Origin of the sequence: Plantibacter sp. PA-3-X8, from assembly GCF_003856975.1 — a bacterium.
Lineage (GTDB): Bacteria > Actinomycetota > Actinomycetes > Actinomycetales > Microbacteriaceae > Plantibacter > Plantibacter auratus.
Genome location: NZ_CP033107.1, coordinates 871,328 through 898,220, shown reverse-complemented (window position 1 = coordinate 898,220; position 26,893 = coordinate 871,328). Strand labels below are relative to the sequence as shown.

At 70.4% G+C, this 26,893-nt stretch carries 22 protein-coding genes; 11 read left to right on the top strand and 11 right to left on the bottom strand.

Going from position 1 to position 26,893, the window contains the following annotated elements; translation table 11 throughout:
- Nucleotides 1-2 precede the first annotated feature (2 nt).
- The gene (locus tag EAO79_RS04275) at nt 3-2,087 is read left to right on the top strand and encodes an ABC transporter ATP-binding protein (protein WP_206428281.1); all 2,085 of its coding nucleotides are present in this window, start codon (nt 3-5) and stop codon (nt 2,085-2,087) included.
- Nucleotides 2,088-2,144: 57 nt separating this feature from the next.
- Here EAO79_RS04275 and EAO79_RS04270 read toward each other — a convergent pair whose 3' ends face one another.
- Nucleotides 2,145-3,908: a NosD domain-containing protein gene (locus EAO79_RS04270; RefSeq protein ID WP_124767914.1), complete on the bottom strand. Its 1,764-nt coding sequence runs from the start codon at nt 3,906-3,908 to the stop codon at nt 2,145-2,147.
- A gap of 89 nt (nt 3,909-3,997) precedes the next feature.
- On the opposite strand from EAO79_RS04270, the gene EAO79_RS04265 reads away from it, so the two are divergent.
- Nucleotides 3,998-5,146: an acyltransferase gene (locus EAO79_RS04265; protein WP_164486892.1), complete on the top strand. Its 1,149-nt coding sequence runs from the start codon at nt 3,998-4,000 to the stop codon at nt 5,144-5,146.
- On the opposite strand, the gene EAO79_RS04260 is transcribed toward EAO79_RS04265, so the two are convergent.
- Both EAO79_RS04260 and EAO79_RS04255 read right to left on the bottom strand, forming a co-directional pair.
- Nucleotides 5,143-6,243: a hypothetical protein gene (locus EAO79_RS04260; protein WP_124767912.1), complete on the bottom strand. Its 1,101-nt coding sequence runs from the start codon at nt 6,241-6,243 to the stop codon at nt 5,143-5,145. The genes EAO79_RS04265 and EAO79_RS04260 overlap by 4 nt on opposite strands.
- Before the next feature lie 10 nt (nt 6,244-6,253).
- A complete protein-coding gene (locus tag EAO79_RS04255; RefSeq protein ID WP_164486891.1) occupies nt 6,254-6,721 on the bottom strand; it encodes an NUDIX domain-containing protein in 468 nt (155 codons plus the stop codon).
- A 97-nt stretch (nt 6,722-6,818) separates the two neighbouring features.
- On the opposite strand from EAO79_RS04255, the gene EAO79_RS04250 reads away from it, so the two are divergent.
- On the top strand, nt 6,819-7,823 hold the full coding sequence (locus tag EAO79_RS04250) for an aldo/keto reductase (RefSeq protein WP_124770058.1): 1,005 nt from the start codon (nt 6,819-6,821) through the stop codon (nt 7,821-7,823).
- Nucleotides 7,824-8,028: 205 nt separating this feature from the next.
- On the opposite strand, the gene EAO79_RS04245 is transcribed toward EAO79_RS04250, so the two are convergent.
- Nucleotides 8,029-11,502, bottom strand: a complete 3,474-nt coding sequence (locus tag EAO79_RS04245) for a bifunctional proline dehydrogenase/L-glutamate gamma-semialdehyde dehydrogenase (RefSeq protein ID WP_124767911.1) — start codon at nt 11,500-11,502, stop codon at nt 8,029-8,031.
- Nucleotides 11,503-11,591: 89 nt separating this feature from the next.
- Between EAO79_RS04245 and EAO79_RS04240 the strand changes: the two genes are divergently transcribed.
- Together EAO79_RS04240 and EAO79_RS04235 are read left to right on the top strand one after the other, a co-directional pair.
- Nucleotides 11,592-12,482: a LysR substrate-binding domain-containing protein gene (locus EAO79_RS04240; protein ID WP_124767910.1), complete on the top strand. Its 891-nt coding sequence runs from the start codon at nt 11,592-11,594 to the stop codon at nt 12,480-12,482.
- Nucleotides 12,483-12,589: 107 nt separating this feature from the next.
- Nucleotides 12,590-13,459, top strand: a complete 870-nt coding sequence (locus EAO79_RS04235) for an aldo/keto reductase (RefSeq protein WP_124767909.1) — start codon at nt 12,590-12,592, stop codon at nt 13,457-13,459.
- A 155-nt stretch (nt 13,460-13,614) separates the two neighbouring features.
- Here the strand turns inward: EAO79_RS04235 and EAO79_RS04230 are convergent, their stop codons facing one another.
- Entirely contained in the window at nt 13,615-14,400 is a 786-nt protein-coding gene (locus tag EAO79_RS04230; RefSeq protein ID WP_241160980.1) for an IclR family transcriptional regulator, read from the bottom strand.
- Nucleotides 14,401-14,560: 160 nt separating this feature from the next.
- Between EAO79_RS04230 and EAO79_RS04225 the strand changes: the two genes are divergently transcribed.
- Genes EAO79_RS04225 through EAO79_RS04215 form a run of 3 tightly spaced genes read left to right on the top strand, consistent with a single transcriptional unit; the run spans nt 14,561 to nt 17,153 of the window.
- Nucleotides 14,561-15,286: a CoA transferase subunit A gene (locus tag EAO79_RS04225; protein WP_124767908.1), complete on the top strand. Its 726-nt coding sequence runs from the start codon at nt 14,561-14,563 to the stop codon at nt 15,284-15,286.
- A gap of 5 nt (nt 15,287-15,291) precedes the next feature.
- Nucleotides 15,292-15,984: a 3-oxoacid CoA-transferase subunit B gene (locus EAO79_RS04220; protein WP_124767907.1), complete on the top strand. Its 693-nt coding sequence runs from the start codon at nt 15,292-15,294 to the stop codon at nt 15,982-15,984.
- Nucleotides 15,981-17,153, top strand: a complete 1,173-nt coding sequence (locus EAO79_RS04215; RefSeq protein ID WP_079704415.1) for an acetyl-CoA C-acyltransferase — start codon at nt 15,981-15,983, stop codon at nt 17,151-17,153. Before EAO79_RS04220 ends, EAO79_RS04215 begins: the two co-directional genes overlap by 4 nt.
- Before the next feature lie 197 nt (nt 17,154-17,350).
- Here EAO79_RS04215 and EAO79_RS04210 read toward each other — a convergent pair whose 3' ends face one another.
- Entirely contained in the window at nt 17,351-17,920 is a 570-nt protein-coding gene (locus tag EAO79_RS04210) for a dihydrofolate reductase family protein (RefSeq protein WP_124767906.1), read from the bottom strand.
- A gap of 83 nt (nt 17,921-18,003) precedes the next feature.
- Complete coding sequence (locus EAO79_RS04205) at nt 18,004-19,434, bottom strand: glycoside hydrolase family 30 beta sandwich domain-containing protein (protein ID WP_124767905.1); 1,431 nt, start codon at nt 19,432-19,434, stop codon at nt 18,004-18,006.
- Nucleotides 19,435-19,623: 189 nt separating this feature from the next.
- Here EAO79_RS04205 and EAO79_RS04200 point away from each other — a divergent pair, with 189 nt between their 5' ends.
- Nucleotides 19,624-20,340 (top strand): NUDIX domain-containing protein, encoded by a 717-nt coding sequence (locus EAO79_RS04200; RefSeq protein WP_124767904.1) that lies wholly within the window; start codon nt 19,624-19,626, stop codon nt 20,338-20,340.
- A gap of 107 nt (nt 20,341-20,447) precedes the next feature.
- Here EAO79_RS04200 and EAO79_RS04195 read toward each other — a convergent pair whose 3' ends face one another.
- The 4 genes from EAO79_RS04195 to EAO79_RS04180 form a co-directional block, all read right to left on the bottom strand.
- Nucleotides 20,448-21,776 (bottom strand): M20/M25/M40 family metallo-hydrolase, encoded by a 1,329-nt coding sequence (locus tag EAO79_RS04195; protein WP_124767903.1) that lies wholly within the window; start codon nt 21,774-21,776, stop codon nt 20,448-20,450.
- Complete coding sequence (locus EAO79_RS04190; RefSeq protein WP_079704410.1) at nt 21,773-22,573, bottom strand: carbon-nitrogen hydrolase family protein; 801 nt, start codon at nt 22,571-22,573, stop codon at nt 21,773-21,775. Before EAO79_RS04190 ends, EAO79_RS04195 begins: the two co-directional genes overlap by 4 nt.
- 58 nt (nt 22,574-22,631) lie before the next feature.
- Entirely contained in the window at nt 22,632-23,597 is a 966-nt protein-coding gene (locus tag EAO79_RS04185; protein WP_124767902.1) for a DMT family transporter, read from the bottom strand.
- A gap of 140 nt (nt 23,598-23,737) precedes the next feature.
- Entirely contained in the window at nt 23,738-24,196 is a 459-nt protein-coding gene (locus tag EAO79_RS04180; protein WP_124767901.1) for a MarR family winged helix-turn-helix transcriptional regulator, read from the bottom strand.
- 174 nt (nt 24,197-24,370) lie between these two features.
- Between EAO79_RS04180 and EAO79_RS04175 the strand changes: the two genes are divergently transcribed.
- Both EAO79_RS04175 and EAO79_RS04170 read left to right on the top strand, forming a co-directional pair.
- Nucleotides 24,371-25,588, top strand: coding sequence for an MFS transporter (locus EAO79_RS04175; protein WP_124767900.1), 1,218 nt, complete (start codon nt 24,371-24,373; stop codon nt 25,586-25,588).
- A 201-nt stretch (nt 25,589-25,789) separates the two neighbouring features.
- Entirely contained in the window at nt 25,790-26,866 is a 1,077-nt protein-coding gene (locus tag EAO79_RS04170; protein WP_124767899.1) for a phosphotransferase family protein, read from the top strand.
- The last annotated feature ends 27 nt before the right edge of the window (nt 26,867-26,893 follow it).

The window sequence follows — 26,893 nt, the reverse complement described above, 5'->3', positions numbered from 1 at the left end:
CCATGGCCCGTTCACCACGTGACAAGCGTCCCTCGCGCACCTCGAAGGACACCGCCCAGGCTCCCGAGCTGAACGCGATCGAGGCAGACGTCCTCGAGCCGGAGTTCACCCCGGGAGAGTCCGACGGCGACATGTTCGGCGGCACGCCCTCGAAGAAGGCCGAGCAGTTCTGGCCGTCCGCCAAGCGGCTCGTCGGTCTGCTCGCACCCGAGAAGGTGAAGATGAGCCTCGTCGTCGGGCTCGTCGTGCTCTCCGTCGTCCTCACGGTCATCGCCCCGAAGATCCTCGGGCTCGCGATGGACGCGATCTTCAACGGCGTCATCGGCTCGCAACTCCCGGCGGGCGTCCCGCTCGACCGGATCGTCGACGAAGCACGGGCCTCCGGCAACGACCAGTACGCCGACATGCTCGTGAAGTCCGACATCACGCCCGGCCAGGGCATCGACTTCACCCTGCTCGGCCGCCTCATCATCATCGTGCTCGCCATGTACATCGTCGCGTCGATCCTCAACTGGGCGCAGGGCTACATCCTCAACGGACTCGTCATGCGCGTGGTCTACAACCTGCGCCAGGACATCGAACGGAAGCTCAACCGCCTCCCGCTCAGCTACTTCGACACCCGCCAGCGCGGCGACCTCATGTCCCGGGTCACGAACGACGTCGACAACATCCAGACCGCCCTCCAGCAGGCGTTCTCACAACTCGTGCAGTCTGCCCTCACGGTGCTCGGCATCACGGCGATGATGTTCATCGTGTCGTGGCAGCTCGCACTCATCGCGCTGATCGCGTTGCCGCTGTCCGCGCTGATCGCCGGGGTCATCGGCTCCCGCTCGCAGAAGCTCTTCACCGCGCAGTGGAAGAACACCGGCTCGCTCAACGGGCACATCGAGGAGTCGTTCTCGGGCCTCGAGCTGGTGCGGGTCTTCGGTCGCGACAAGGAGATGCTCGCCGAGTTCGACGAGCGGAACGAGAAGCTCTACACGGCGGCGTTCGGCGCGCAGTTCGTGTCCGGCATGATCATGCCGGCGATGACCTTCGTCTCCTATCTGTCCTACGTGCTCATCGCCGTCGTGGGCGGCCTCCGGGTCGCCTCCGGGCAGATGACCCTCGGCGACGCAACGGCGTTCATCCAGTACTCCCGCGAGTTCTCGCAGCCGCTCGGCCAGATCGCGGGCATGGCCAACCAGTTGCAGTCGGGTGTCGCGTCCGCCGAGCGCACCTTCGAGCTGCTCGACGCCAAGGAGCAGGACCCGGAGACGGCGACGGCGCACCTGCCCGAGCACACCGACGGCCACGTCGAGTTCGACGGCGTCTCCTTCAGCTACGACCCCGAGAAGCCACTCATCGAGGACCTCTCCTTCTCCGCGCAGCCGGGTCAGACCGTCGCGATCGTCGGCCCGACCGGGGCGGGGAAGACGACCCTCGTGAATCTCGTCATGCGGTTCTACGAGCTCACCGGCGGACGCATCCTCCTCGACGGGGTCGACGTCACGGCGCTGACGCGTGCCGAGCTGCGGTCGCAGGTCGGGATGGTGCTGCAGGACGCCTGGTTGTTCGAGGGGACGATCCGCGAGAACATCCGATACGGCCGACTCGACGCGAGCGACGCGGAGGTCGTCGAGGCCGCTGAGGCGACGATGGTAGACCGCTTCGTGCGGCAGCTGCCCGACGGGTACGACACCGTCCTCGACGCGGACGGCGGCAGCGTCTCCGCCGGTGAGCGCCAGCTCATCACCATCGCCCGCGCGTTCATCGCGAAGCCGAAGCTGCTCATCCTCGACGAGGCGACGTCCTCCGTCGACACGCGGACCGAGCTGCTGGTGCAGCACGCGATGGCGGCGCTGCGGTCCGACCGCACCTCGTTCGTCATCGCCCACCGCTTGTCGACCATCCGCGACGCGGACACGATCCTCGTGATGGAGAACGGCCGGATCGTGGAGCAGGGCTCGCACGCGCAGCTCCTCGAGGTCGACGGCGCGTACGCCGAGCTCTACCGCACGCAGTTCCGCGGTGGCGAGGAGCAGTCGGCGATCGACGAGGCAGCCGTCGCCAGCGGTTCCGACACGGCGCACGCACCGCGCAGCTGATCCGACACCGACGCCACGACCGGCGGGCGCTCGATTCCCGGGCGCCCGCCGGTCGGTTCAGCTGAGGGTGGTCGACCGCCAGGTGCCCTGATCGTTCACCCACAGTCGTCCGTTCCCCACGAGGATGTCGCCGGAGCGACCGCCGTACGGACGCGCGAGCCCCATGTGCCGCGTGGAGAGGTAGCTCGTGTTCGGCTGCGCGTTCGCGTGCGCCGTGTTGTTCGACTCCCAACGGTTGCCCTGCACCACCGAATGCCCGGTCGTGCCGAAGGTGTCGAGGCCGTACTCGCACTCGCGCGCGGTGTTGCCGATGATCGTCGCGCCACCGGTGCAGTTGCTCACGGCGACCGCGACGCGGATGCGGTCGATGCGGTTCCCCATGACCACGATCGAGCCGGCACCCTGGTGGAGCACCCCGAACCCGTTGGAGGTCGCCGCCCCGGTGATGGAGTTGTCGGAGACCACCGCATCCTCGGCGAGGTACGACACGACACCGCCCACCGAGCCGGATGCGAGCGTGACGGCGACCCGGTTGCCCGAGACGACGGGTTGTCTGGTCCGATCGAGCGCGATCCCGATCGGGCAGGTACCGCCGGCGATGCGGACCACGTTGTCGGTGATGAGCGCGTCGACGGCGCCGATGACGGTGGTCGAACCGCGGGGCGGTGTCGCCGCCTGGGCCATGATGCCCGCGGCCGCGACGCCGCGGATCTCGATGACGTTGCCGGAGACAACGGTTCCCTGCGCGTCGCGGTAGATCATGACCGGGCAGCGCTTCGGCCCCCAGGCCGACCCCTGGTCGTCGTCGGCCGTCCGCGTCCAGCGCACCGTGTTCGCGACCAGGGCGACCGATCGGGTGTCGATGACGGCGAGTCCCCACCAGGTCGCGTCGGACACGGTGTTGCCGGTCACGACGGTGTGGGCCATGCCCTCCACGGCGATGGATCGGCGGAACGGGCCGGTGACGACGTTGCCCTCGATCGTGACCATCGAATCGGCCCAGGACCCGGGATCGACCGCGTAGTCGGGCAGGTTCTCCGCGTGGATGCCGACCCGTGCGTCGGTGCCGGGGGCAGCCGAGACGATGTTACCGATGACCGCCGAACGCGCACCCCAGACGGTGATGCCGTCGCCGCGGTCCTCCCCCGCGGACGAGGCGGAGCCTCGCCCTCCGCCCGAGCCGACGACGTTCAGGACATGGCACGCGGAGATGACGACGCCCTCGAACTCGCCTGACGGTTGCACGGCGATGCCGTTCTGGAACCCGTCGACGGTGACGCCGTCGATCAGGACGTCGCTCGCCCAGATGCTGATCCCGGTGTTGCGCTCACCCGTGCTCGATGCCGGCGGGCCCGCGTAGCTGACCCGGACACCGGTCACCGAGCTGCCCGACACGATGAGTTTCAGCGCCGGGGCCGCCTCGACACCTCCGACGAACCGCAGCTCGCCGCGCCCGCGGAGATGGACGCGACGGTCGATCCTGATCGTCGCGTCCACGGCGATGACGTCGCCGCCGCGGACGATCACGGTGCTGCCGGCCGGGACGGCCGCGAACCAGGCGAGGACCGCGGCGGTGCTGACGGAGGCACCGGTCGGATCGATCCCGGGACCCTCGAGCACGAGTTCGACGGGCGGGACGGCCTGGGTGTCCGCGCTCCCGGTCGGTGCCGATGGTGCGGGGTCGGGGTCGGGTGGTGACGACGGGGCCTCGGGTTCGGGATCGGGATCGAGGGACGTCGGTTCAGGTTCCGGGATCGGTTCGGGTTCCGCTCCGGTCCCCCGCCCCCGAGCTGTTCCGTCGCGCCATGATGTCTTGTCCACAATCCACACAGTACAGAAGCATGAGGCACAGAAGCATCCTAGAGTTGACGTCCGGCGTGATCACCGCCGTCCGATCATTCAGGAGCACCATGCCGTCACCGGAGAACCGCGCGACCGGGCCGGGCCGCCGACCGGCACCCCGCGTCGACCACACCGCCTTCGCCGGAGCCCGCGCCATCGCCGCCTGGTGGGTGGTGTTCTCACACTCCGCGGACTGGCTGTTCTCCGTCCTCCCCGAGCTCTCGTGGCTCGCGCCGATGGCCCACACCGGACTCGCCGTGGACGTCTTCTTCGTCCTGAGCGGGTACACGATCGCCCGGGCCTACCTGGATCGACGCTGGACCTGGCCCGCCTACGGTCGCTTCCTCCGGAACCGCGTGGCGCGCCTCTACCCGGCACACGTGGCCGTGCTCCTCGCCTTCGCACTGCTCTGCGTCGGCGGGGCGATGGTCGGTGTCCCAACGGACGACGGGGCGTTCCCGCCCATCGGCCTCCTCGCCGAACTCACGCTCACCCGCGCGTGGTTCGGCGACGCACTGTGGTGGAACCCACCCGCCTGGTCGCTGTCGGCCCAGTTCCTCGCGTTCATCCTGTTCCCGGCGATCGCCCTCGCCTTCCGCGGCCGGGTGCGCGGCCCGGTCCCGGTGGTCACCCTGTCGATCGTGCTCGTCAGCGCTACGACGATCGCCGCCGCCCTCGCCCCGTCGGCCATGAACGGCATGGCGCCCCCGGCGCTCCGGGTGCTGTGCTGTTTCGCGCTCGGCATCTGTGTGGCGGAGTGGACGGTGGCCCTCCCGGCCACCCGACGAGCGGCGTGGGTCGCTGCGGGAGGCGCCGCCGGCCTGGTGGTGGCGGCGATCGCACTCGAACCCGGAGCACCACGAGCCTGGGCCGCGATCACCTTCGCGGCGATCATCGTCGGAGGCCTGGCGGTCGCGAGCCAACGCTCCACCGCGGGGCTGCGCAGCCGCCCCGCGCGCTTCCTGGGGCAGCTCTCGTTCTCCACGTACCTCGTGCACGTCTTCGTGCTCATCCTGCTGGCGAAGGCGATCACGCCGAGCGCCGTCGACGGCATGCCGCTCCTCCTCCGTGCTCCGATCATCCTGGCCTGGTTCGGCTCGATCCTCGCCGCGTCGTGGCTGCTCCACACGCTCGTGGAGGTGCCGTGGCATCGGAGACTCGCAGCACCGCGCACCAGCCGGGCCGTCCATGCCGACGGGTCGGCGACGGGTGCTTAGGCGTTCGTGCCCGACAGCGGACCCCGCGCCGACCGAACGCCCTGCGCGATGCGCTCGGGGAGCCGCAACGCGGCGCTGACGAAGGCGAGTACGGCCACGGCGAGCGACACCCAGAGCACGAACCAGGCTGCATCGGTCGGCGGGCCCAGCAGCAGCGACGCCGCCGCGTCCCCGACGCCGCCGGGGATCGCGACCGACACCGCGAGCACGAGGGCGAGCCGAGCCGCTCCGAGCAGGATGAGTGTCAGGCCCGCCGCGAGCAGGACGCCGATCGCGGCTCCGGCCACGGTCCGGCTCGGGTTGCGGCGCCCCAGCCAGAGCAGGATCACCCCGAGTGCGAGGAGCCCGATCGCGAGCCAGGGCGACCAACCCGCCGCCGTCTCGATCACCTGGATTCCACTGAGTACCGGCGCGACCTGCGATGCCGGGACGACGTCGACCACGCGGTCGACGTCCGGGATGACGGCCGCGAAGCCGAACCCCGCGTCGACCAGCCACGTGCGGGTCGCGGAGACGATCGGACCCAACTGCACGCCCAGGCCCTGCTCGGCCGAGACGTCGATGACCGCTCCCTGGGAACCGGAGACGCCCGCGACGAGCTGCTCATGCGTGACGCGGAGGGCTTCGGTCCAGGCGGTCGCGAACGCGGGCGAGGCCGCGAACTCGGCGACGTTCCGGCGCAGGACCTCGCGCAGCGCATCCGCGGTGTCGCCACCGATCGCGCCGAGCACCTCCGAGATCGCCGGCGGGAGCGAGAGGGTCGCCGCGAGGTCGGCCGGCGCTGCAGCCGCCGCATCGAGGTCGACCTGACTCTCCAGCGCGGCGAGCGCCTGGTCCCCCACGAAGGCTTGGACGGCGGGTTCCGTGGCCAATGGGGCGAGGGTGTCGACGAACGCATCGGTGTCGCGGAGCATCGTGTCCGCCCACGTGCTGACGAGGGCGACCGGGATCAGCAGGGCGCCGATCACGATCGCGACCGTGCCGAAGAAGCCCCATGCGCCCGCTCCACGTCGGACCGGCTGCTCGACGGCCTCCGCTCGGAGCGCGTCGAAGGTGACGAAGTCGTTGCGGGCGTCGGACGACGGGTGATCGGTCACGCGCCCGAGTCTACGAGTCGGCGCCGTCCGGGCGTCTGGATCCGCGAGACCGCGCGATCGCTTCGACCGCCGCCACCGTGGACACGGTCACCCGTTCCGGCAACACCTCGAGCGGGAACCACCGGAGGCCGCCATGCTTCTCCGGCTCTCGGAGTTCAGGCTCGCCGACGGTGTCCTCCGCGAGGTACACCGGCGAGATCCAGTGCTGCTGCAGCGCCTCCTCGAAATGGTCGACGACGCACAACAGCTCGATCGAGCCGAGCTCGAGCCCGGTCTCCTCCAGGACCTCGCGACGGACGGCGTGCTCGAGGCGTTCCATCCAGTCGACCTTCCCGCCGGGGATGCCCCAGGATCCGGCCTCGGGCTCGCGCAGGCGCTCGAGTAGGAGGATCCGACCCTCGCGGACGATCGCGACGCCGCACCCGGAGCGCGGCTGCGACACGGGCTCTTCAGCGGGCGGAAGCGCGGTTGACGACACGTGCTCACGCTACTCGACGCCGCACCGACTCGGCCGTGAACGATCACGGTACGCTTGCTCCCGGCACCACGACGATTCGATGATGAAAGCGCAGACCATGCCCTACGAAGCAGCCGAAACCCGTTACGACGACATGACCTACCGCCGCGTCGGCCGCAGCGGACTGCGCCTCCCCGCGCTATCCCTCGGTCTCTGGCACAACTTCGGCGAAGGCCGCAGCATCGAGGTCCAGCGGGCCATCGTGCGCCGCGCCTTCGACCTCGGGATCACCCACTTCGACCTCGCCAACAACTACGGCCCACCCGCGGGTTCCGCCGAGACCGCCTTCGGCCGCATCTTCGCCGAGGACCTCGCCGCCCACCGTGACGAGATCATCATCACCTCGAAGGCCGGCTACTACATGTGGCAGGGGCCCTACGGCGAGTGGGGCTCGCGCAAGACCATGCTGTCCTCGCTCGACCAAAGCCTCGGCCGTATCGGCGTCGAGTACGTCGACGTCTTCTACTCGCACCGGCCCGACCCGGAGACCCCGATCGAGGAGACGATGGGTGCGCTCGCGACGGCGGTCAAGCAGGGCAAGGCGCTGTACGCCGGCATCTCGAACTACTCCCCCGAGCAGACCATCGCCGCGGCGGCCGCGCTTCGTGAGCACGGTGTCCCGCTGCTCGTGCACCAGCCGCGCTACTCGATGTTCTCCCGCGAGGTCGAGGACGGCCTGCTCGACACCCTCGACGACCTCGGTCTCGGTGCCGTCGTGTTCAGCCCGCTCGCGCAGGGCATGCTGACCGACCGCTACCTCGGTGGAACGGTTCCGTCGGACTCGCGTGCGGCGACGAGCCACTTCCTCAACGAGGAGTCGATCACGGGCACCTACCTCGAGCGAGCCCGCGGCCTCCAGTCCATTGCGGAGGAACGCGGCCAGACGCTCGCGCAGCTGGCGCTCTCGTGGGTGCTGCGTCGCGACACGGTCACGTCGGCGATCATCGGTGCCAGCTCGGTCGAGCAGCTCGAGGGCAACTACGCGGCGATCCACCGCCTGGACTTCGACGACGCCGAACTCGCCCGCATCGACGAGTTCGCCGTCCACGGCACCCTCCGTTGACGCCACATCCCCTCCCCTGACCCCTTCACCTTGTCCCTCACTCAGGAGAGCTCCGGCGCGTCGCCCCCGCACCCACCCGACCCGCCGGAGTTCTCCTGAGACAGGTTCACAACTCAGGAGGATGTCGGCGCGTCGCGCAGAACGCCCCGGCGTGTCGGGATGACACGCCGGGGCGTTCCTGAGTTGCGAACCGGTCGGGCTCGGGTCAGATGAGGTCGTCCGAGAGGTGGTTCGGCGTGCCGAAGCGGTGCGCCGTGATCGAGACCGCCTGCTCCTGGAGGAACGGCAGCAGCTCGATGCGGCCGGCCTCGGTGACGTCGCCCGCGTAGATCGCGACGTCGGGGCTGCCGGAGGTCGCGTGGGCGACACCCTCGGTCGTCCCACCGATGATCCGGACGCGCGCGCCGGCCTTCGTCCCGACGAGCGAGGCGGCGGTGACGTACCAGCGGTCCTCGCTCTCGACGGTGATCCCACCGGCGACGGCCTCGACGGCCGGGACGAGCTTCGGCGGCAGCGCGACGGCGGACGACACGTGCACGGTCGCGCCCGCGGTCGCACCGGCGGCGACGACGCGAAGGAGCTCCGCGACCGATCCGCCGTCCACGAGACGCACGTGGACCTCACGCGGCACGTACCGGAACACGTTGCGCTCGGCGGTCAGCTTCGACACGTCCTTCGCGACCCCGAACTCGTCCGCCCACACGGCTGCGTCGCTCGCAACCGACCGGCGCAGGAACGCGAACTCGTCGGCGGTGAGCACCGCGTCGGCGGCACGCAGCAATGAGGCGACAGCGGGCTTCGGGCCACGGCGCTCCGCCGACCGACCGACGGTGCGCTCAGCCGTGCTCTCGGCGCTCGACCACGAGCCGAGGCCGATGAGGTAGTTCGGGCCACCGGCCTTCGTGCCCGCGCCGACCGCGGACTTCTTCCAACCGCCGAACGGCTGACGCTGCACGATCGCGCCGGTGATGCCGCGGTTCACGTACAGGTTGCCGGCCTGGATACCGTCGAGCCAGAGGCGCAGCTCGGCCGGGTTCAGGGAGTGCAGGCCGGCGGTGAGTCCGTAGTCGATCTCGTTCTGGATGGCGATGGCCTCCTCGAGGGTCTCGGCCGTCATGACGCCGAGGATCGGACCGAAGTACTCGGTGAGGTGGTACTCGGAGCCGCGGGCGACGCCGGCACGCACGCCGGGGCTCCACAGCTTGCCGCTGTCGTCGAGCTGCTTCGGCTCGACCAGCCACGACTCACCGGAGCCGAGCGTCGTCAGGCCGCCGAGCAGCTTGCCCTTCGCCGGCTCGATGATCGGACCCATCTGCGTGGTCGGGTCGACCGGGTAGCCGACCTTGAGCGACGTGACGGCGTCGACGAGCTGGTGACGGAAGCGGCGCGAGGATGCGACGGAACCGACGAGGATCACGAGCGACGCGGCCGAGCACTTCTGGCCGGCGTGACCGAAGGCCGACGCGACGACGTCCTTCACCGCGAGGTCGAGGTCGGCGCTCGGGGTGACGATGATCGCGTTCTTGCCGGACGTCTCTGCGAGGAGCGGCAGTTCGGGACGGAAGGAGCGGAACAGCTCCGCCGTCTCGTAGCCACCGGTGAGGATGACGCGCTCGACCGCCGGGTGGGCGATCAGGCGCTCTCCGAGCGAGTTGTCGGCCAGCTGCGCGAAGCGGAGCACCTCGCGCGGCACACCGGCCTCCCACAGCGCCTCGATCATGACCGCGCCGCTTCGGCGAGCCTGACGGGCGGGCTTGATGATGACGGGCGACCCGGCGGCGAGCGCCGCGAGGGTCGAACCGGCGGGGATGGCGACGGGGAAGTTCCACGGCGGCGTGACGACGGTGAGCTTCGCGGGGGTGAAGGTCGCGCCGTCCACGTGGTCGAGCTCGCGGGCGCGCTCGGCGTAGTAGTGGGCGAAGTCGATCGCCTCGGACACCTCGGGGTCGGACTGGTCGAGGGTCTTGCCGGTCTCCGACGCCATGACCTCCATGAGGTCGGCACGACGCTGCTCGAGGACGTCGCCGGCGCGGTGCAGGATGACCGCACGCTCGGCGCCGGAGAGCGAGCCCCACGAGGCGCCCGCTGCGGTCGCTCCGTCGATGACGGCGTCGAGGGCTTCGACGCTGTCGAGGATGGACGCGGCGACGGTGTCGTTCCCGAGCCGCGACTCGGTGACGCGGGTGAGGATGTCGCGTCCCCAGACCCGGTTCGCGGGGAGCGAGGGGTCGGTGTCGGGGGTGTTCTCGAACGCGTCGACCGGGGAGGCCTCGGCGGGCTTCGTGCGGTCCTGCTGCCGGTTCGGCGCGGGGACGGTGGTGTCCAGCTCCGCGAGCGACGCGAGGAACCGCTGCTCCTCACGGGCGAAGAGGGTCTCGTTCTCGCTCAGCTCGAACACGGCGGACATGAAGTTGTCCTGGCTCGCGCCCTCCTCCAGGCGGCGGATGAGGTACGCGATGGCGACGTCGAACTCCTGCGGGTGCACGACCGGCGTGTAGAGCAGGAGCTCGCCGACGTCGCGCTTCACGGCCTCGGCCTGGCCCTGCGCCATGCCGAGCAGCATCTCGAACTCGACGCCGCGCTCGACACCACGCTGCTTGGCGAGCAGCCAGGCGAAGGCGATGTCGAAGAGGTTGTGGCCCGCGACACCGATGCGCACGTTGTCGATGCGGTCGGGGTGCAGGGCGTACTCGACGACGCGCTTGTAGTTGGTGTCGGAGTCCTGCTTGGTGGACCAGGTGGCGAGCGGCCAGTCGTGGAGCGACGACTCGACCTGCTCCATGGGGAGGTTGGCGCCCTTGACGATGCGCACCTTGATGCCGGCACCACCGGCGGCACGGCGACCGGCCGACCACTCCTGCAGGCGGATCATCGCGGACAGGGCGTCGGGCAGGTAGGCCTGCAGGACGATGCCGGCCTCGAGATCGCGGAACTGCGGGAGGTCGAGGAGCTTGGTGAAGACCGCGATGGTGAGGTCGAGGTCCTTGTACTCCTCCATGTCGAGGTTGATGAACTTCGCAGGTGTGGCTTTGGCGGCACGCTCGAACAGCGGGGTGAGGCTCGTGACGACGTGCTCGACGGCTTCGTCGAACGCCCAGACCGAGTGGGGGCTCACGGTGGAGGAGACCTTGATGGAGACGTAGTCGACGTCGGGGCGCGCGAGCAGCTTGTGGGTGCCCTCGAGACGACGTGCCGCCTCACCCGTACCGAGGACGGCCTCGCCGAGCAGGTTGACGTTGAGTCGGGTGCCGGGCGTCTTGATCTTCGCGATCGCGGGGCCGAGCTTCTTGTCGGTGGCGTCGACGACGAGGTGGCCGACCATGTTGCGGAGCACCTTGCGGGAGATCGGGATGACGACGCCGGGCAGGATCGGGGCGAACGCACCGCCGCAGCGGACGGCGGCCTTCAAGTACCAGGGGAGGAACGCGGGCACCTTCGGGGCGATCGTCTGCAGGGTGCGGGCCGCGACGCGGAGGTCCTCCGGACGCACGACGCCGTCGACGAAGCCGACCGTGAACTCGAGGCCGGTCGGATCCTTCAACACACCGGCGAGCTGCTGCGCGGAGGCGTCGGCGGGGATCGTCGAGGCCGTCTGGAGCCAGCGGCGGACGAGGGCGATGGCCTCGGTGGCGAGGGCGTCGCGGTCGAGCTGCTGCGTCGATGCAAGAGTGTCGGTCATGGTGCCAGTATCGGCGTCGAGACCAATAAGATACAGCGAAGGTTTTCGAACGATATTCATCGGTTGAACCGATGGTTTTGGAGGGCATCGTGCTGGACGTCCGACGGCTCCGCCTCCTGCGCGAACTCAAGATCCGCGGGACGATCGCCGAGGTCGCTTCCGCCCTCAACTTCAGCCCCTCCTCGGTGTCGCAGCAGCTCTCCGTCCTCGAGCAGGAGACCGGCGTCGAGCTCCTGCGGAAGGTCGGTCGACGGGTGCAGCTCACCCCGCAGGCCGAGATCCTCGTGGGACACACGGACGCCCTCCTCGACACGCTCGAGCGCGCCGAAGCCGACCTCGGGGCGTCCCTCACGACCGTGTCGGGCACCATCCGCGTCGCGGTGTTCCAGTCGGCGGCGCTCGCACTCATGCCGGTGGCCCTGAGCGCCATGCGCCGCGACCACCCGGACGTCCGCGTCGAGATGGTGCAACACGAACCGGAGACGGCACTGGCCGAGACCTGGGCGCGCGACTTCGACGTCGTCGTCGCGGAGCAGTACCCCGCCCACGCCGCCCCGCGGCACCCCGGACTCGACCGCCGTCAGCTCGCCACCGACCCGATCCGACTCGCGTGCCCGCCGGTCGCGAACGAGATCCACCCCGTGCTGCGCATCGAGGATGCGGCCGACCTCCCCTGGGTCATGGAGCCGCACGGAGCGGCGTCACGCCACTTCGCCGAGCAGTTGTGCCGCCGCGCGGGGTTCGAGCCCGACGTCCGCTACCAGACCGCCGACCTCCAGGCGCAGATCCGGTTGATCGAGTCCGGCAACGCGGTCGCCCTCATCCCCGACCTCCAGTGGGCGGGCGAGCCGGCCAGCTGTCGCCTGGTCGACCTGCCCGACCTCCCGCGACGCACCATCTTCACCTCCGCGCGCGAGGCCGGCGTCACCCGCCCGGCGATCGTCGCCTTCCGCGCCGCCCTCGAAGCCGCAGCGGCCTAGCCAGGACGGGCGGGAACGCTGCCAGCGAACGCGGCGCGCAAGGGGGTGCGCCTCCCAGCCGCCGGTGCTTGGCTGGAACTCCCGCATTCCTCCGAAGGAGCACCCGCATGACCGACACCACCGCACGCCCCGCAACCGCCGCCGGCACCTTCTCGCTCGGCGGCGACCTCACCGTCAACCGACTCGGCTACGGCACCATGCAGCTGACCGGCGAGGGCGTCTGGGGCGAGCCCGACGACCGCGACGGCGCCATCCGCCTGATCAAGCGCGCAGCCGAACTCGGCGTGAACTTCTTCGACAGCGCCGACGCCTACGGTCCGGACGTCACCGACACCCTGCTCCGCGAGGCGCTGCACCCCTACGACGACATCGTGATCGCGACGAAGGTCGGCCAGACGCGGCAGGGTCCCGGCGAGTGGACGCCCACCGGCGTGCCCGCCTACCTCCGCCAGCAGGTCGAACTCGGCCTCCGCCGTCTCGCCGTCGACCGCATCGACCTCCTGCAGTTGCACCGGATCGACCCGACCGTGCCGTTCGAGGACCAGATCGGCGAACTGCGCAAGCTGCAGGACGAGGGCAAGATCCGACACATCGGCCTCAGCCAGGTCAGCGTCGCCGAGGTCGAGGCGGCCCAGCAGATCGCTCCGATCGCGTCGGTGCAGAACCTCTACAACCTGACCGACCGCTCCTCGGAGGACCTCCTCGACTGGTCGACCGAGCACGGCGTCGCCTTCATCCCGTGGTTCCCGCTGGCGACCGGCGCCCTCAGCAAGGAGGACGGCCCGCTCACGCAGCTCGCCGAGCGACACGACGCGACCCCGTCGCAGCTCGCGCTGGCCTGGCTGCTCAAGCGCTCGCCCGCCATGCTCCCGATCCCGGGGACGTCGAGCATCGAGCACCTCGAGGACAACCTGCAGGGTGCGACGATCGAGCTCACCGACGACGAGTTCGAGGAGCTGTCCGCCGTCTCGGAGTAGCCCGGACGCGCGGTCACTGACGCTTCCTTCCGGTCACTGAGCTTGTCGAAGTGCGCCCTTCGACAGGCTCAGGAACCGCGCCGCCGGTCACGGAGCGGCCACCCGGTCACTGAGCTTGTCGAAGTGCAGCGCAGCTCAGGGACCGACCACCCGGCTCAGCGGAGCCGCTTCGACAGCTCGTGCGCCTGCTCCAGCAGCAGGCCACCGAGGAACGCCTGGCGCTCAGGCCGGAACCGGGATTCGATCCCGGTGAGACTGGGCGCCCAGGCGGGCTTCCCCGCCGCATCGAAGACCGCCGCGCCCATGCCCCAGCTGCCCTCGAGGATGAGCGCCGGGTTCACGGCGTACCCGCGCTCGCGCGTCTCGCGGATCCGCTCGCGCACGCGGTCGGCGGCGTGGGCCCCACCCCACCGCTCGACGAGGTCGACGCGGCCCAGGCAGTCGTCGATCTCCTCGTCGCTCGAGAACGCGAGGATCGCCAGCCCCGCCGACGCGACCCCCAGCGGGAAGCGGACACCCTCGGTCAGGACGAACGACCGCACCGGGAAACTCCCCTCCTCACGTAGCAGACACACGGTCTCGAAGCCGCGGCGCACAGACAGGAACGCGCTCTCGCCGCTCTCGTGCGCGAGGATCCGCACGCTCTCCCGGGCGAGCTCGGCGACGTCGTACCGCTCCGCCGCGAGCGATCCGAGGAGGAACAGCTCCGGGCCGAGGTGCCACCGGGCGGCGCGGACGTCGTGGTCGAGGAAGCCCTCGGCGGCGAGCGAGGCGAGCAGGCGGTGTGCCGTCGGCCGGGTGAGCCCGGCGGCCGCGGCCACCGCCGAAGACGACGCACCACCGGGATGCTCCGACACGATCTTCAGGATCCGGCTCACGCGCGAGACGACCTGGGCGCCGCGCATCCCCTCAGCCACGTCGTACCCCCAGTTTGTCCACATGGTGAGCCTACGCCGCAGCCGGGACCACGTCATGAGTGAATCCGGGATCGGGCCCCATGCCACCTTTGACACCGCAGGACGGCTGTGACTGACTACAGGAGAGACGAGCGGCCAGTGCCACCATATGGTCAGGTCGGCCCGCCATCCACTAGGGAGTGACATGACGAAACACTGGTCGAGCGCCGCCGAGGCATTACACGAGGTCGTTCGGGACGGAGCGACGATCGCGGTCGGCGGGTTCGGCCTGAGCGGCAACCCGACCGACCTCATCGAGGCGCTCCGGGACACGGGCGCCACCGACCTCACGATCGTCTCCAACAACATGGGCGTCGACGGCAAAGGCCTCGGCATCCTCCTCGAGAACCGACAGGTGCGGAAGGTCGTCGCGTCGTACGTGGGCGAGAACAAGCTCTTCGCCAAGCAGTTCCTCGACGGTGAGCTCGAGGTCGAGTTCACCCCGCAGGGCACGCTCGCCGAGCGGCTGCGCGCGGGCGGCGCCGGTATCGCCGGGTTCTACACGAAGACCGGCGTCGGCACCCCGGTCGCCGAGGGCAAGCCGACGGAGGTCTTCGACGGGGAGACCTACGTCCTCGAGCGCGGCATCGTCGCCGACGTGGCCCTCGTGCACGCGTTCCGCGCGGACCGCGAGGGCAACCTCGTCTTCCGCCACACGGCACGGAACTTCAACCCGATCGTCGCGACTGCCGGCCGACTGACGATCGCCGAGGCCGAGGAGGTCCTCGAGGACGGCTACCTCGATCCGAACACCGTCGTCACCCCCGGCATCTTCGTCCAGCGCCTCGTCACGGCGACGCCGCGGGTGAAGGACATCGAACAGCGCACCGTCCGTCCGGCGGCCGCCACCACGACACCGGCAGGAGCCTGATCATCATGTGGACGAGAGACGACATGGCCGCGATCGCGGCGACCGAACTCCGCGACGGCGAGTACGTGAACCTCGGCATCGGCATCCCCACGCTCGTCGCGAACCACGTCCCGCCGGGGGTCCACGTCACGCTGCAGAGCGAGAACGGCCTCCTCGGCATGGGTCCGTTCCCGATCGACGGTGAGGAGGACGCCGACCTCATCAATGCCGGCAAACAGACGGTCACGCTCCTCGACGGCGGGAGCTACTTCGACTCGGCGACCTCGTTCGGCATGATCCGCGGCGGTCACGTGCAGCTGGCCATCCTCGGCGCGCTCCAGGTCTCGGGTGCGGGCGACCTCGCGAACTGGACGATCCCCGGCAAGCTCGTCAAGGGCATGGGCGGCGCGATGGACCTGGTCGCCGGGACGCCGCGGGTGGTGGTCGTCACCGAGCACGTCGCGAAGGACGGCAGCCCGAAGATCGTCGAACAGTGCGATCTCCCGCTCACCGGCGTCGGTGTCGTCGACCGGATCATCAGCGACCGCGCCGTCTTCGATATCGTCGGGGGGGCGCTCGTCCTGCGGGCGTTCGCGCCCGACACGAGCGTCGGTGAACTGCGCACCCTGACGGGCGCGGAGTTCTCCGTCGAACTCGACCCCACCACCACCGGCGAGGTGCCGACCGCACCCGCCACGCCTCAGGAGGCACACGCATGAGCACCGTCATCGTCGGGTACGCCCGCACCCCGTTCGTGAAGTTCAACGGGGCGTTCGCGTCCGTGCCGGCCACCGAGCTCGGCGCCCACGCCATCCGCGCGGCCCTGTCCCGGGCAGGAGTCGACGCCGCCGACGTGCAGCAGGTCATCGCCGGCCAGGTGCTGCAGGGCGCGGCCGGCCAGAACCCCGCCCGGCAGTCCGCCGTCGGGGCCGACATCCCCTTCACCGTCCCCGCCATCACCGTCAACGCCGTGTGCCTCTCCGGCATGGAGGCGATCGTCACCGGCACGCGTCTCATCGACGCCGGCGAGGTCGACGTCGTCGTCGCGCTCGGCCAGGAGTCGATGAGCCTCGCCCCGCACGCCTGGTCGGGCTCGCGCGCCGGCAAGCGCTACGGCGCCATCGAGCTGGTCGACACCCTCGATCACGACGGGCTGACCGATGCATTCGAGCACCGGTCGATGGGGTCGTCCACCGAGGAGCGCAACGGCTCACTCGGCATCGCACGCCCGGAGCAGGACGCTTGGGCGGCCGGCTCGCACCAGCGGCTCGCGGCAGCGGCGGACGTCCAGGCCGAGGAGATCGAACCCTTCTCCGTGCCGGGGCGCAAGGGTCCGACGGTCGTGAGCGCCGATGACGGACTCCGCGCCGACACCACCGCCGAGTCGCTGGCCGGGCTGCGTCCCGCGTTCGGCGGCGAGGGGACGATCACCGCGGGCAACTCCTCCCAGATCACCGACGGAGCGGCCGCGGTCGTGCTCATGAGCGAGGAGGCGGCTGCAGCCCGGGGACTCACCCCGATCGCCCGGGTCGTCGCGCACGCGCTCGTCGCCGGACCCGATGTGAGCCTGCACGCCCAGCCGTCGAACGCGATCGTCGCCGCCCTCGCGAAGACCTCCCACACGACGGGCGACCTCGCAGCGGTCGAGATCAACGAGGCGTTCGCCGCCGTGTCGGTCCACTCGACCGACGAACTGGGGGTCGATCCTGCGATCGTCAACGCGAACGGCGGCGCGATCGCCCTGGGTCACCCGATCGGCGCCTCCGGCACCCGGATCGTCGGGCACCTCGCCCGGCGCCTCGCCGCCGCCGGCTCAGGTTCGATCGGTGCAGCCGGCATCTGCGGTGGCGGCGGCCAGGGCTCCGCGATCATCCTCGAGGCCGTCTGATCCGTCCGAAACTCCTGCTTGACGCTCGGCGCCGATCCCCGCCCGTGCGCAACTCCTGCTGATCGCGCCGCGTCGCCGCACGCCCCGGCGTGTCGGGTGAGCCGCACGGCTCCAAGCAGGAGTTGTGCGCGCGGGCGGGGATCACCGCCTCGGAGGAGCAGGAGTTGTGCGCGGGGCGAGCTGGCCGCGCTGCCGACTCAGACGGGCTCGCCGGTGACGGTGTAGCGGAGGTGGACGACGCCGGCCTCGAAGCGACGCTCGTCGACGAGTTCCAGACGCCGCCGGAGGTTGGCCGGCAGTGCACGCAAGCCGCCGCCGACGATCACCGGCGAGAGGAACAACTGCACCTCGTCGACGAGCCCCGCGGCGATCGCCTCGGCTGCGAGGTGTGGGCCGCCGACGCTGAGGTCGCGGTCCGATTCCGCCTTCCACCGGCGCACGGCCTCCGGATCGAACGATCGCTCGAGCGTCGTCCGGGCCGTCGAGACCGCGTCGAGCGACGTCGAGTACACGACCTTGTCGGCAGCGAGCCACAGAGCCGCGAAGTCCGCGATCTCGCGGGGCTCGTCCGGCAGCTCGTCCGCCGTCTCCCAGAACGTCATGATCTCGTACATGCGTCGGCCGAACAGGTAGGTGCCGATCGGCCGGGAGAGCTCGTTCACGAAGGCGTGCACCTCGGCGTCCGGTGCGCTCCAGTCGAAGTGGCCCTCCTCATCGGCGAGGTAGCCGTCGAGCGAGCTGATCGCCGAGTAGATGAGCCTGCCCATGTGTCCTCCGTCGCCGGTGCCGGTACGCGAGAGGCTAGGCCGCAGAGGCGACCGCCCACAAGGGGTGGCTCCGGCACCGACGGTCAGGCGGGTGGGATGACGAGCGTCGCGAAGGAGTCTGACGGCAGGGTCGGCGTGATGACGTCGTCGCCCACCACGATCTGCACGGGGAGCGGTTCGCCGAGGTCGTTCTGCATCACGAGCACGACGCCGCCGTCCGGGTTGCGGAAGGCGAGCAGGTTCTCGTGCCCGGTCCAGCTCATCGTCGCGAGCCGCTGTGCCCCCGGCTGCAGGAAGTGCCCCAGGTGCCGCATGAGGAAGTACTCGTGCGTGTAACGGAAGGTCCGGGTCTCGGGATCCACCACGACGAGCGAGTTCTGCGCCCAGCCCCAGCGGCTGACCCCGCCCTCGGTGAGCGCGAGGTTCCAGTACGTGTAGGCCTGCGCGCCGTTCATGAAGAAGTGGCGCATGAGTCCCCAGGTGTGCCGCACGAAACGCCAGTCGTTCCGTCCGTCGCCGCACTCCTGCTCGGTCTGGTAGAGCGCGAGGTCGGGGTGGGCGTGATGCACGGCGGCGATCGCTCCCTTGCCTGCCCACTGGAATCCGACTCCGGCGACCCACGGGCCGGCCGCCGGATCCCGGAGCACGGTCTCGATCTGCGCGTCGTGAGGCCGCTCCTGCGTGCCGAGGAAGACCCGCACTCCGAGACGGTCCATCTCCGGGCCGAGGACGGCGATGAACCGCGCGAGCCCCTCGGCCGTCCACACGCAGCTCGGGAACACCTGCGCCGAATTGAACTCGTTCTGCGGCATGACCATCTCGACGCGGATGCCCTCCTCGCCGTAGGCCTCGACGAAGCGGGCGAAGTACCGGGCGTAGGTCTCGAGGTAGCGGTCTTCGAGGGTGAACAGATCGGTCCCCTCTGAGCCCAGCTGGTCGTCGCGGATGCCGTTGTCGACGTCCGACCCCGCCCAGGGGCGTGCAGCCGCGTAGTGCCCGTTCGTCTTCATCCAGGTGGGCGGGCTCCACGGCGACGCCCAGAGACGCAGGTCGCCCCGGTACCGCTGCGCCGCCTGGATGAAGGGGACGAGCGTCGCGCGGTCGTGGTCGATGCTGAAGTGCTCGAGGTCGAAGTCGCCGTCGACCTCGTCGTAGGAGTACCAGTCGGTGGAGAAGTCGTTGGCGCCGACGGGCATGCGGCAGAGCGAGAGGTTCAGTCCAGCGCCCGGCGTGAAGAGGTCGGCAAGGATGCCCTCGCGGTCCTCCTCAGAGAGGAGCCCGGGCGCCGTCCAGCCGAGTTCGTTGAAGCACCCGCCGATGCCGTCGACGGTCTGCCGGGGGTTCATCACGTCGACCATGACGTTCGGCATCCCCGCGAGTCGTCCGAACCCGAGCGGCTCCTGCTCCTGCCAGGGTGCGTCCTGGGTGGTCACGACCCAGGTGACCGACCGCGCTGAAGGCGTGGTGCCTCCGCTGGTGGCGGGGCCGCTGGTGGCGGGACTGCTGCTCGTCATCGAGTGCCTTTCGACGGGGGTCCTCCGTGGACCGCGACCGGTGCTCCCACCAGTATGTTGCAGAACCCGCGAAAACCGAAGAGTAGTCGTCATTCACCATCGGACGCAGCGCACAGCAGGGCTCACCCGAGCGGCGCACACGGGACACCCCGCTGGTATGCCGTTCGCGGGCGGTCGTACACTCGATGGATGGCCGATTCCACGACGGTCCGGGAGCCGCAACCCGGAGGAGACCTCCCCGACGCCCGCGGGCGCACCGGCCTGCACCGGACCGGTCTCGACCTCACCGGCAACCCGCGCGTCCAGGTGACCGACGTGGAACTGGTCGCCGCCGCCTGGCACGTCCTCCGCCGGACGACGCTGCGGGTCCAGGACCGCTCAGGCGCATGGTCGACGCAGCAGCGCGAGACCTACGACCGCGGCAACGGCGCGACCATCCTGCTCTACCACGGTGACTCCCGGAAGGTCCTGCTCACCAGGCAGTTCCGCTACCCGGCGTACGTCAACGGACACCCGACCGGCGAGCTCATCGAGACCGCCGCCGGCCTGCTCGACGACGACGATCCTGAGACGGCGGTCGCCCGTGAGGCCCGCGAGGAGACCGGGTTCGCGGTCGAGGCCGTCCAGCATGTGTTCGACGCCTTCATGAGCCCCGGCTCCGTGACCGAGCGCCTGCACTTCTACGCGGCCGAGTACGACCCCGCTGCGCGTCGCGGCGACTGGGGCGGGCTCGCCGAGGAGGGCGAGGAGATCGAACTCCTCGAACTCGACATCGACGACGCGATCGCGCGCATCGGCGACGACATCATCGACGCGAAGACCATCATGTTGCTGCAGTGGGCGAGGCTCTCCGGCCCGTTCGCGACGGCACCGACGCCCGTGCCGCCTGCACCACCCGCACGCTAGTACCGCCGAGACTCGCGGACCCCGAGCTCGCCTGAACACCGTGCCACCCGTCTCCGGGTGGCCGATCGGCGAACCCGAACACCGGTCGGCCCCCGGTCCTCTGCCCGTCAGACGGAGCGGATGATGTCCGTGAGCACCGCGCAGCCGAAGTCGAGCGCGTCGAGTGGCACACGTTCGTCGACGCCGTGGAACATCCCGGGGAAGTCGAAGTCCGCCGGCAACCTGAGCGGGATGAACCCGTACCCCGTGATGCCGAGCCGGCTGAGCGCCTTCGCGTCGGTGCCGCCGGGGATGAGGTGCGGGAGCACGGTCGCACCGGGATCGTGCCGCTCGATGACCGCTTCGATCACCGAGACGAGCTCACCGTCGTTCGGCGACTCCATCGCGATGAGTTCCAGCTGGACCTCGACGTCGACCCCCTCGCCTGCCGCCTCGCGGATGCGCGCGATGACCTCGTCCCGCTGGCCGGGCAGGAACCGGGCGTCGACCGTCGCGGTCGCGGACTCGGGGATCACGTTCTCCTTGTACCCGCCGGAGATCATGGTGACGTTCGCCACGTTCTGCAGGCCGGCGCGCAGCCGCGACGCACTCGGGCCGACGAGGGCGGCGAGTTCGAACGGCGACAGCTCGGAGGACGCTCCGGTCAGTTCACGCAGCCGCTGGAACAGGTGCGTCGTGGTCTCGGTGAACGACACCGGCCAGTCGAGCGCGCCGATCCGGCCGACCGCGGCGGCGAGCTTGACGATCGCCGAATCCTGGCTCGCGAGCGAGGCGTGACCGGCGGCACCGTGGGCGGTCAGTCGCAACCAGAGCACGCCCTTCTCGCCGGTGTTGAGCAGGTAGGCGCGGGTGTCGGCTCGTTCGCCGAGGGTGACGCTGTACCCGCCGCCCTCGCTGATCGCGTCGCGGACGCCGGCGAACTGCTCCGGGTGGTGCTCCACCATCCACTGCGAGCCGAGGACGCACCCGGCCTCCTCATCGGCGAAGAACGCCAGGACGACGTCTCGCTCGGGCTGCTCCCCCGCCGTCACCATGCGCCGGACCGACGCGACGATCATCGCCACCATGTTCTTCATGTCGACGGCACCGCGGCCCCACAGCATGCCGTCGGCGATCTCGCCACCGAACGGGTCGACCGTCCATGCTGCCGCGTCGACCGGGACGACGTCGAGGTGCCCGTGCAGCAGGAGGCCGGGCAGGGTGCGGTCACGACCTGGCCACCGTGCCACGAGGTTCGTCCTGCCAGGCTCGGCCTCGAAGCGCTCGCACACGATCCCGACCTCACCGAGCAGGCGTTCGACGAGGTCGGCCGCGCGGGACTCGCCGACGGCACGCCCGCCGCCGTAGTTCGAGGTGTCGATCCGGATGAGGTCGCGCGTGATGGAGACGACCTCCGAGAGACCGACCGGGTCGCTCACGCGCTCGCCCACGCTCATTCGGCGGTCCGCGGGACCACGGTGAACCGGCGGTTGGCGAGCGAGGGCACCCGCGCACGGACGGCGTCGAGTCGCGCCGGATCGAGCTCGGCGAAGACCACCCCGGGCGCCTCGCCGGCGGCGGCGATGACGACGCCGGCCGGGTCGACGATGATCGAGTTCCCGGTGGCGAGCGGGCCGGTCTGGTTGGCGCTCACGACGTAGGCGGTGTTCTCGATGGCCCGGGCGCGCACGAGGGTCGTCCAGGCGTCCTCCTTGCCGGGGCCGACGATCCACATCGCGGGCAGCAGGATGACGTTGGCGCCGGCGTCGATGAGACGCCGCGCGCTCTCCGGGAAGCGGAGGTCGTAGCAGGTGAAGGCACCGATGCGGAGGTCGCCGAGCTCGAGGACGAACGGTTCGGTGAGCTCGCCGGCCGAGATGCCGTCGCTCTCCGCGTACCCGAAGGCGTCGTAGAGGTGCACCTTCCGGTACGTCGCGGTGATGTCCCCCTCGGCGTCGATCGCCACGAGCGTGTTGTAGGGCAACCCGTCGGGGTTCTCCTCGATGGTGCCGACGACCGTCGGGAGGGAGCGCGCGGCGGCTGCGGCGGCGACGCCAGTGATGAAGGGTCCGTCGAGTGGTTGGGCGATCGCGGCGAGCGCGCTCGGCGGCTCCGAGGTGGCGTAGCTGCTCATCTCCGGCAGCACGAGCAGTTCGGCGCCACCCGCCGCGGCCTCACCGAGCAGGGCGACCACGCTGGCGAGGTTCTCGTCGATGTCCGTTCCGGCGGAGAACTGCCCGGATGCGATGCGCATGTGAAACCTCGTTCCGTGGGAAGGGCCGCGACCGTCAGCGCGCGGCCGTCCAGCCACCCTATGCCGAGAGTGGGGGCGTGCGCCGCCGGAGCCGGAGCCGGCCCTGGCTCACGAGGATGCCGAGCACGACGATCACGCCGCCGACCGGCTCGTTCCAGTGCAGGATCTCACCGAGCACGAGGATGCCGAGGACGACACCGACCAGGGGCGTGAGGTACGTGACGGTGGACGCCGCCGTCGGGCCCCAGGAGTCGACGATCGTCGTCATCCAGATGTAGGCGACGCCGGTACCGAGTGCTCCGAGGGCGAGCATGCTGAGGACGACCGGGGCGTCGAGCGACACCGGCTGCATCGCGATGAACGGCGAGAGCACGAGCATGATGACCGCGGCGAGCGAGATCTCCACGGCGGAGATGACGACCGCGTCGTAGCTGTGGGTGCCGAGGACGAACTTCCGGAGGTAGACGAAGGCGATGCCGTAGCAGAGGGTCGCGCCGAGGCAGGCGAGCTGAGCCGGGATGGACTCGAGGATCGCCGGGTCGGCCAGGACGCGCCAGGGGCCGACGACGATCGCGACGCCGAGGGCGCCGACGAAGATGCCGAACACCTGCAGGCCGTTCAGCCGTTCCTTCGGGAGGAACACGGCGCCGACGGCGAGCGTCATGATCGGCGTGGTCGCGTTAAGGATGCTCGACAGGCCGGACGGCAGGAACTGTCCCGCCCAGGAGAACAGGAGGAACGGGGCGACGCAGAGGAAGACGGAGACGACGGCGAGGTGCGCCCAGAGCCGACGCTCTCGCGGCCAGCGGCGTCGGGTGACGAGCATGATGATGCAGAGCGTCAAGGCGCCGAGCACCACGCGGGACAGGGCGACCTGCGCCGGAGCGAGCCCGGTCAGGCCGGTCTTCATGAAGAGGAAGCTGGCACCCCAGATGAGCGCGGCACCGAGATAGGCGCCCAGCACCCTGCCGGACCCTGGCGCGACGAGCGCGGTGACACGGGTGTTCGGTGCTGCGGCGCTCATCGTGCTCCCTCGAGTCGGACGACTCAGCTTGGCATCACCCACCGACGCCGTGTTCACAATTCAGGACGCCCCCGCGTGTCCCGCCGGCTCCGCCGCGCCGCAGCACGGACACGCCGGGGGCATCCTGAATTGCGAACGGGTCAAGCGATGGTGGCGACGGGCTCCAGCCGGTGGATCGCCTCCACGAGCGGTGCGAGTTCCGGGAGCGACTCCGCGGTGGTGAGCGACTCCTCGAGGGCGCGATCGTGCACCGGTCGGGCCTCCTCGAGCAGCGCCTTCCCGGCCGCCGTGAGCTCGGTGTAGACCCCTCGGCGATCGTCGGCGCACAGCACGCGGGTGAGGAGCGCGCGGTCCTCGAGGCGGTTGACGAGCCGGGTGGTCGCGCTCGGCGACAGGGCCGTCGCGCGGGCGAGCTGCTGCATGCGCATGTGCCAGCCGTCCTGGCGCCCCAGGGCGTCGAGCACGGTGTACTCGACCACGGAGAGCCGGGCCTCGGTCTGCAGCGCGCGTTCCAGATCGGACTCGATCGATCCGTAGAGGGCGGCGAGCGTCCGCCACCCCTGCGCGCGGATCTCAACAGCGTCGTCGGCGATGCCCATCGGGACTCCTCGGTTCGAACATCGATCAATTGATTGCAGACGCACATAGTTGCTTGCGCTATTACCTAGCGCGTGCAACGATATCTATCGCGCGTCTGCAACTATCAGCGTACGCGCCCCGGCTGCAGGCCACCAGCACTCTCCCCACGACCCCCAGGAATCGCAGGAATCGTCATGCCACTCGGTCTCATCGCCCTCGCCCTCGGCGGCTTCGGCATCGGCCTCACGGAGTTCGTCATCATGGGGCTGTTGCCCGAGGTGGCGGCCGACTTCGGCGTCTCGGAGGCCGCAGCCGGTTGGCTCATCTCCGGCTACGCCCTGGCCGTCGTCGTCGGGGCGCTCGCCCTCACCGCGGCGGTCACCCGACTGCCGAAGAAGCCCGTCCTGCTGGCCCTGATGGTGCTCTTCATCGTCGGCAACCTCGTCTCCGCACTCGCCGGCGACTACCAGATCATGCTCGCCGGCCGCATCCTCGCCGCCCTCAGCCACGGAGCGTTCTTCGGTATCGGCTCGGTCCTGGCGGCGGCGATGGTCCCCGCCCACAAACAGGCCGGCGCGATCGCGGTCATGTTCACCGGCCTCACCGCGGCGAACGTGCTCGGCGTCCCGTTCGGCACGCTGCTCGGCCAGCACTTCGGCTGGCGCTCGACCTTCTGGGCCATCACGGTGATCGGGGTCGTCGCCTTCGTCGGCATCCTGGCACTCGTGCCGAAGCCGAAGCGTGACGACGCCCCGGCATCGCTCCTCGCCGAGCTGCGCGCGTTCCGCTCCGGCCAGGTCTGGCTCTCGATCGCTGTCACGGTCCTCGGCTACGGCGGCATGTTCGGTGCGTTCACCTACATCGCGTACACACTCACGGAGGTCAGCGGCTTCGCCTCGACCACGGTGCCGTGGCTCCTCATCCTCTTCGGCGTCGGGCTCCTGGTCGGCAACATCGTGGGTGGCAAGGCGGCCGACCGGAACATCGACCGGACGCTCATCGTCGTCATCGCGGTGCTGACCGTGATCCTGGTCGCCTTCGCCGCGACCGCACAGTCGCCCGTCGCCACCGTGATCGCCCTCGTCCTCATGGGCGGCTTCGGATTCGCGACCGTCCCCGCGTTGCAGATGCGGGTCATGCGGTACGCGTCGGCCGCTCCCACGCTCGCCTCGGGAGCGAACATCGCCGCGTTCAACCTCGGCAACGCGCTCGGCGCCTGGCTCGGCGGCGTCACGATCACCGCCGGTCTCGGCTACACCTCGCCGATCTGGGCCGGTGCGGCCATCACCCTGCTCGGCCTGATCGTCATCATCGGTGCGTCCACCGCCGCGAAGCGCTCCCGTCGTCGTCCACAACTCCTGCAGGATGAGCCCACCGACGCCGCCCGCCAGGAGGTCCCGCGCCGCGTGTGAGCCGCGCGCGACTCCAGCAGGAGTTGTGAACGCTCTGGGCTTCGCACCTCGACAAGCTCGGTGACCGGATGGGAGGCTCGGCAACGGGGCGGGGGGCTCGGTGACCGGGGTAGGGCGCTCGGTGACCGGGGTAGGGGCAGTCGGCGAGCGGGCCAGCGGCGAGCGGCGAGCGGAGGGCGAAGGGCGCGCTACCGTGGGCGGATGAGCCGAACCCCTCGCCCCAGTGACACCATGATCGCGGTCGCCGAGCACTGGGCGGCCGAGCGACCGGCGATGCAGCCCGGCAGCCCGACCATCACGATGCTCGGAGCGGGCACGGCGAACGAGGTCGCAGCGGTCGAACTCGACGGCGGCGAGCGCGTCATCGTGAAGCTCTCCCCCGCGGACGCGGCCGGCCTCACCTACGAGCGGTCCCTCATGGCGGCCGAGGCGCTCGCGCTCCGCATCCTCGGCCGTGCGGAGGTGCCGCAGCCGGAGATCGTCTTCGAGGCGACGCTCGACGGACGCGACGCCCTCGTGATGACCGAGCTCACCGGCCGACCGGCGAACAGCACCGAGACCGTCCCCCTCGCCCGCGACGTCCTCGGCCGCACGCTCGCCCGCCTGCACGAGGCGGGTCGCACGCCGTTCCACGTGGAACCAGACGACGTCGACATCCCGGCGGAGGCCGCGTCCATCAATTCGGCGACCGGCCTCGCCGAGGGGAACCGATTCGGCTACCCCTTCCGCCCGGAGCTTCAGGCGGCCAGTGCCGCGGACGCCTACCGGCTCGTCGTGGAGGCCGTCCTCGCCGATGCCCTGCGGTTCGAGGTCGACCTTCCGGTCGCGGCGGACGAGATCCGACACCTGATCGACACCGCGCTGCCGGCCTTCGACAGCGTGACGGAGCCGACGCTCGTCCACTTCGACCTCTGGGAGGGCAACCTCCTCGTCATGCCCGAACACGGGGCGGAGGCCGCCCAACTGACCGGCGTCATCGACCATGAGCGCGCGCACTGGGCCGACCCCACCGCCGACCTCGTCTCCCTGGCGCTCTTCACCGACGTGCCGGAGACGGTCGCCGCCGACTCGGAACTCCTCCGCGCCTACCGCGAGACGTCCGGCCGCGAGCTCCTGCCCGATGAGGACGCCCGAATTCGCGCGCGGCTGTGGTCCCTGTACCTCGCGCTCGTCATGGTGGTCGAAGGCGTCCCGCGTGGCTACGAGGGCGACTGGTTCGACGAGCACGACGCGTCGGTGCGCACGTGGATCGGTGACATCGCGGCCTCGCTCGCCTGAGCCGCGCGACTCTCCGGTCCCTGAGCT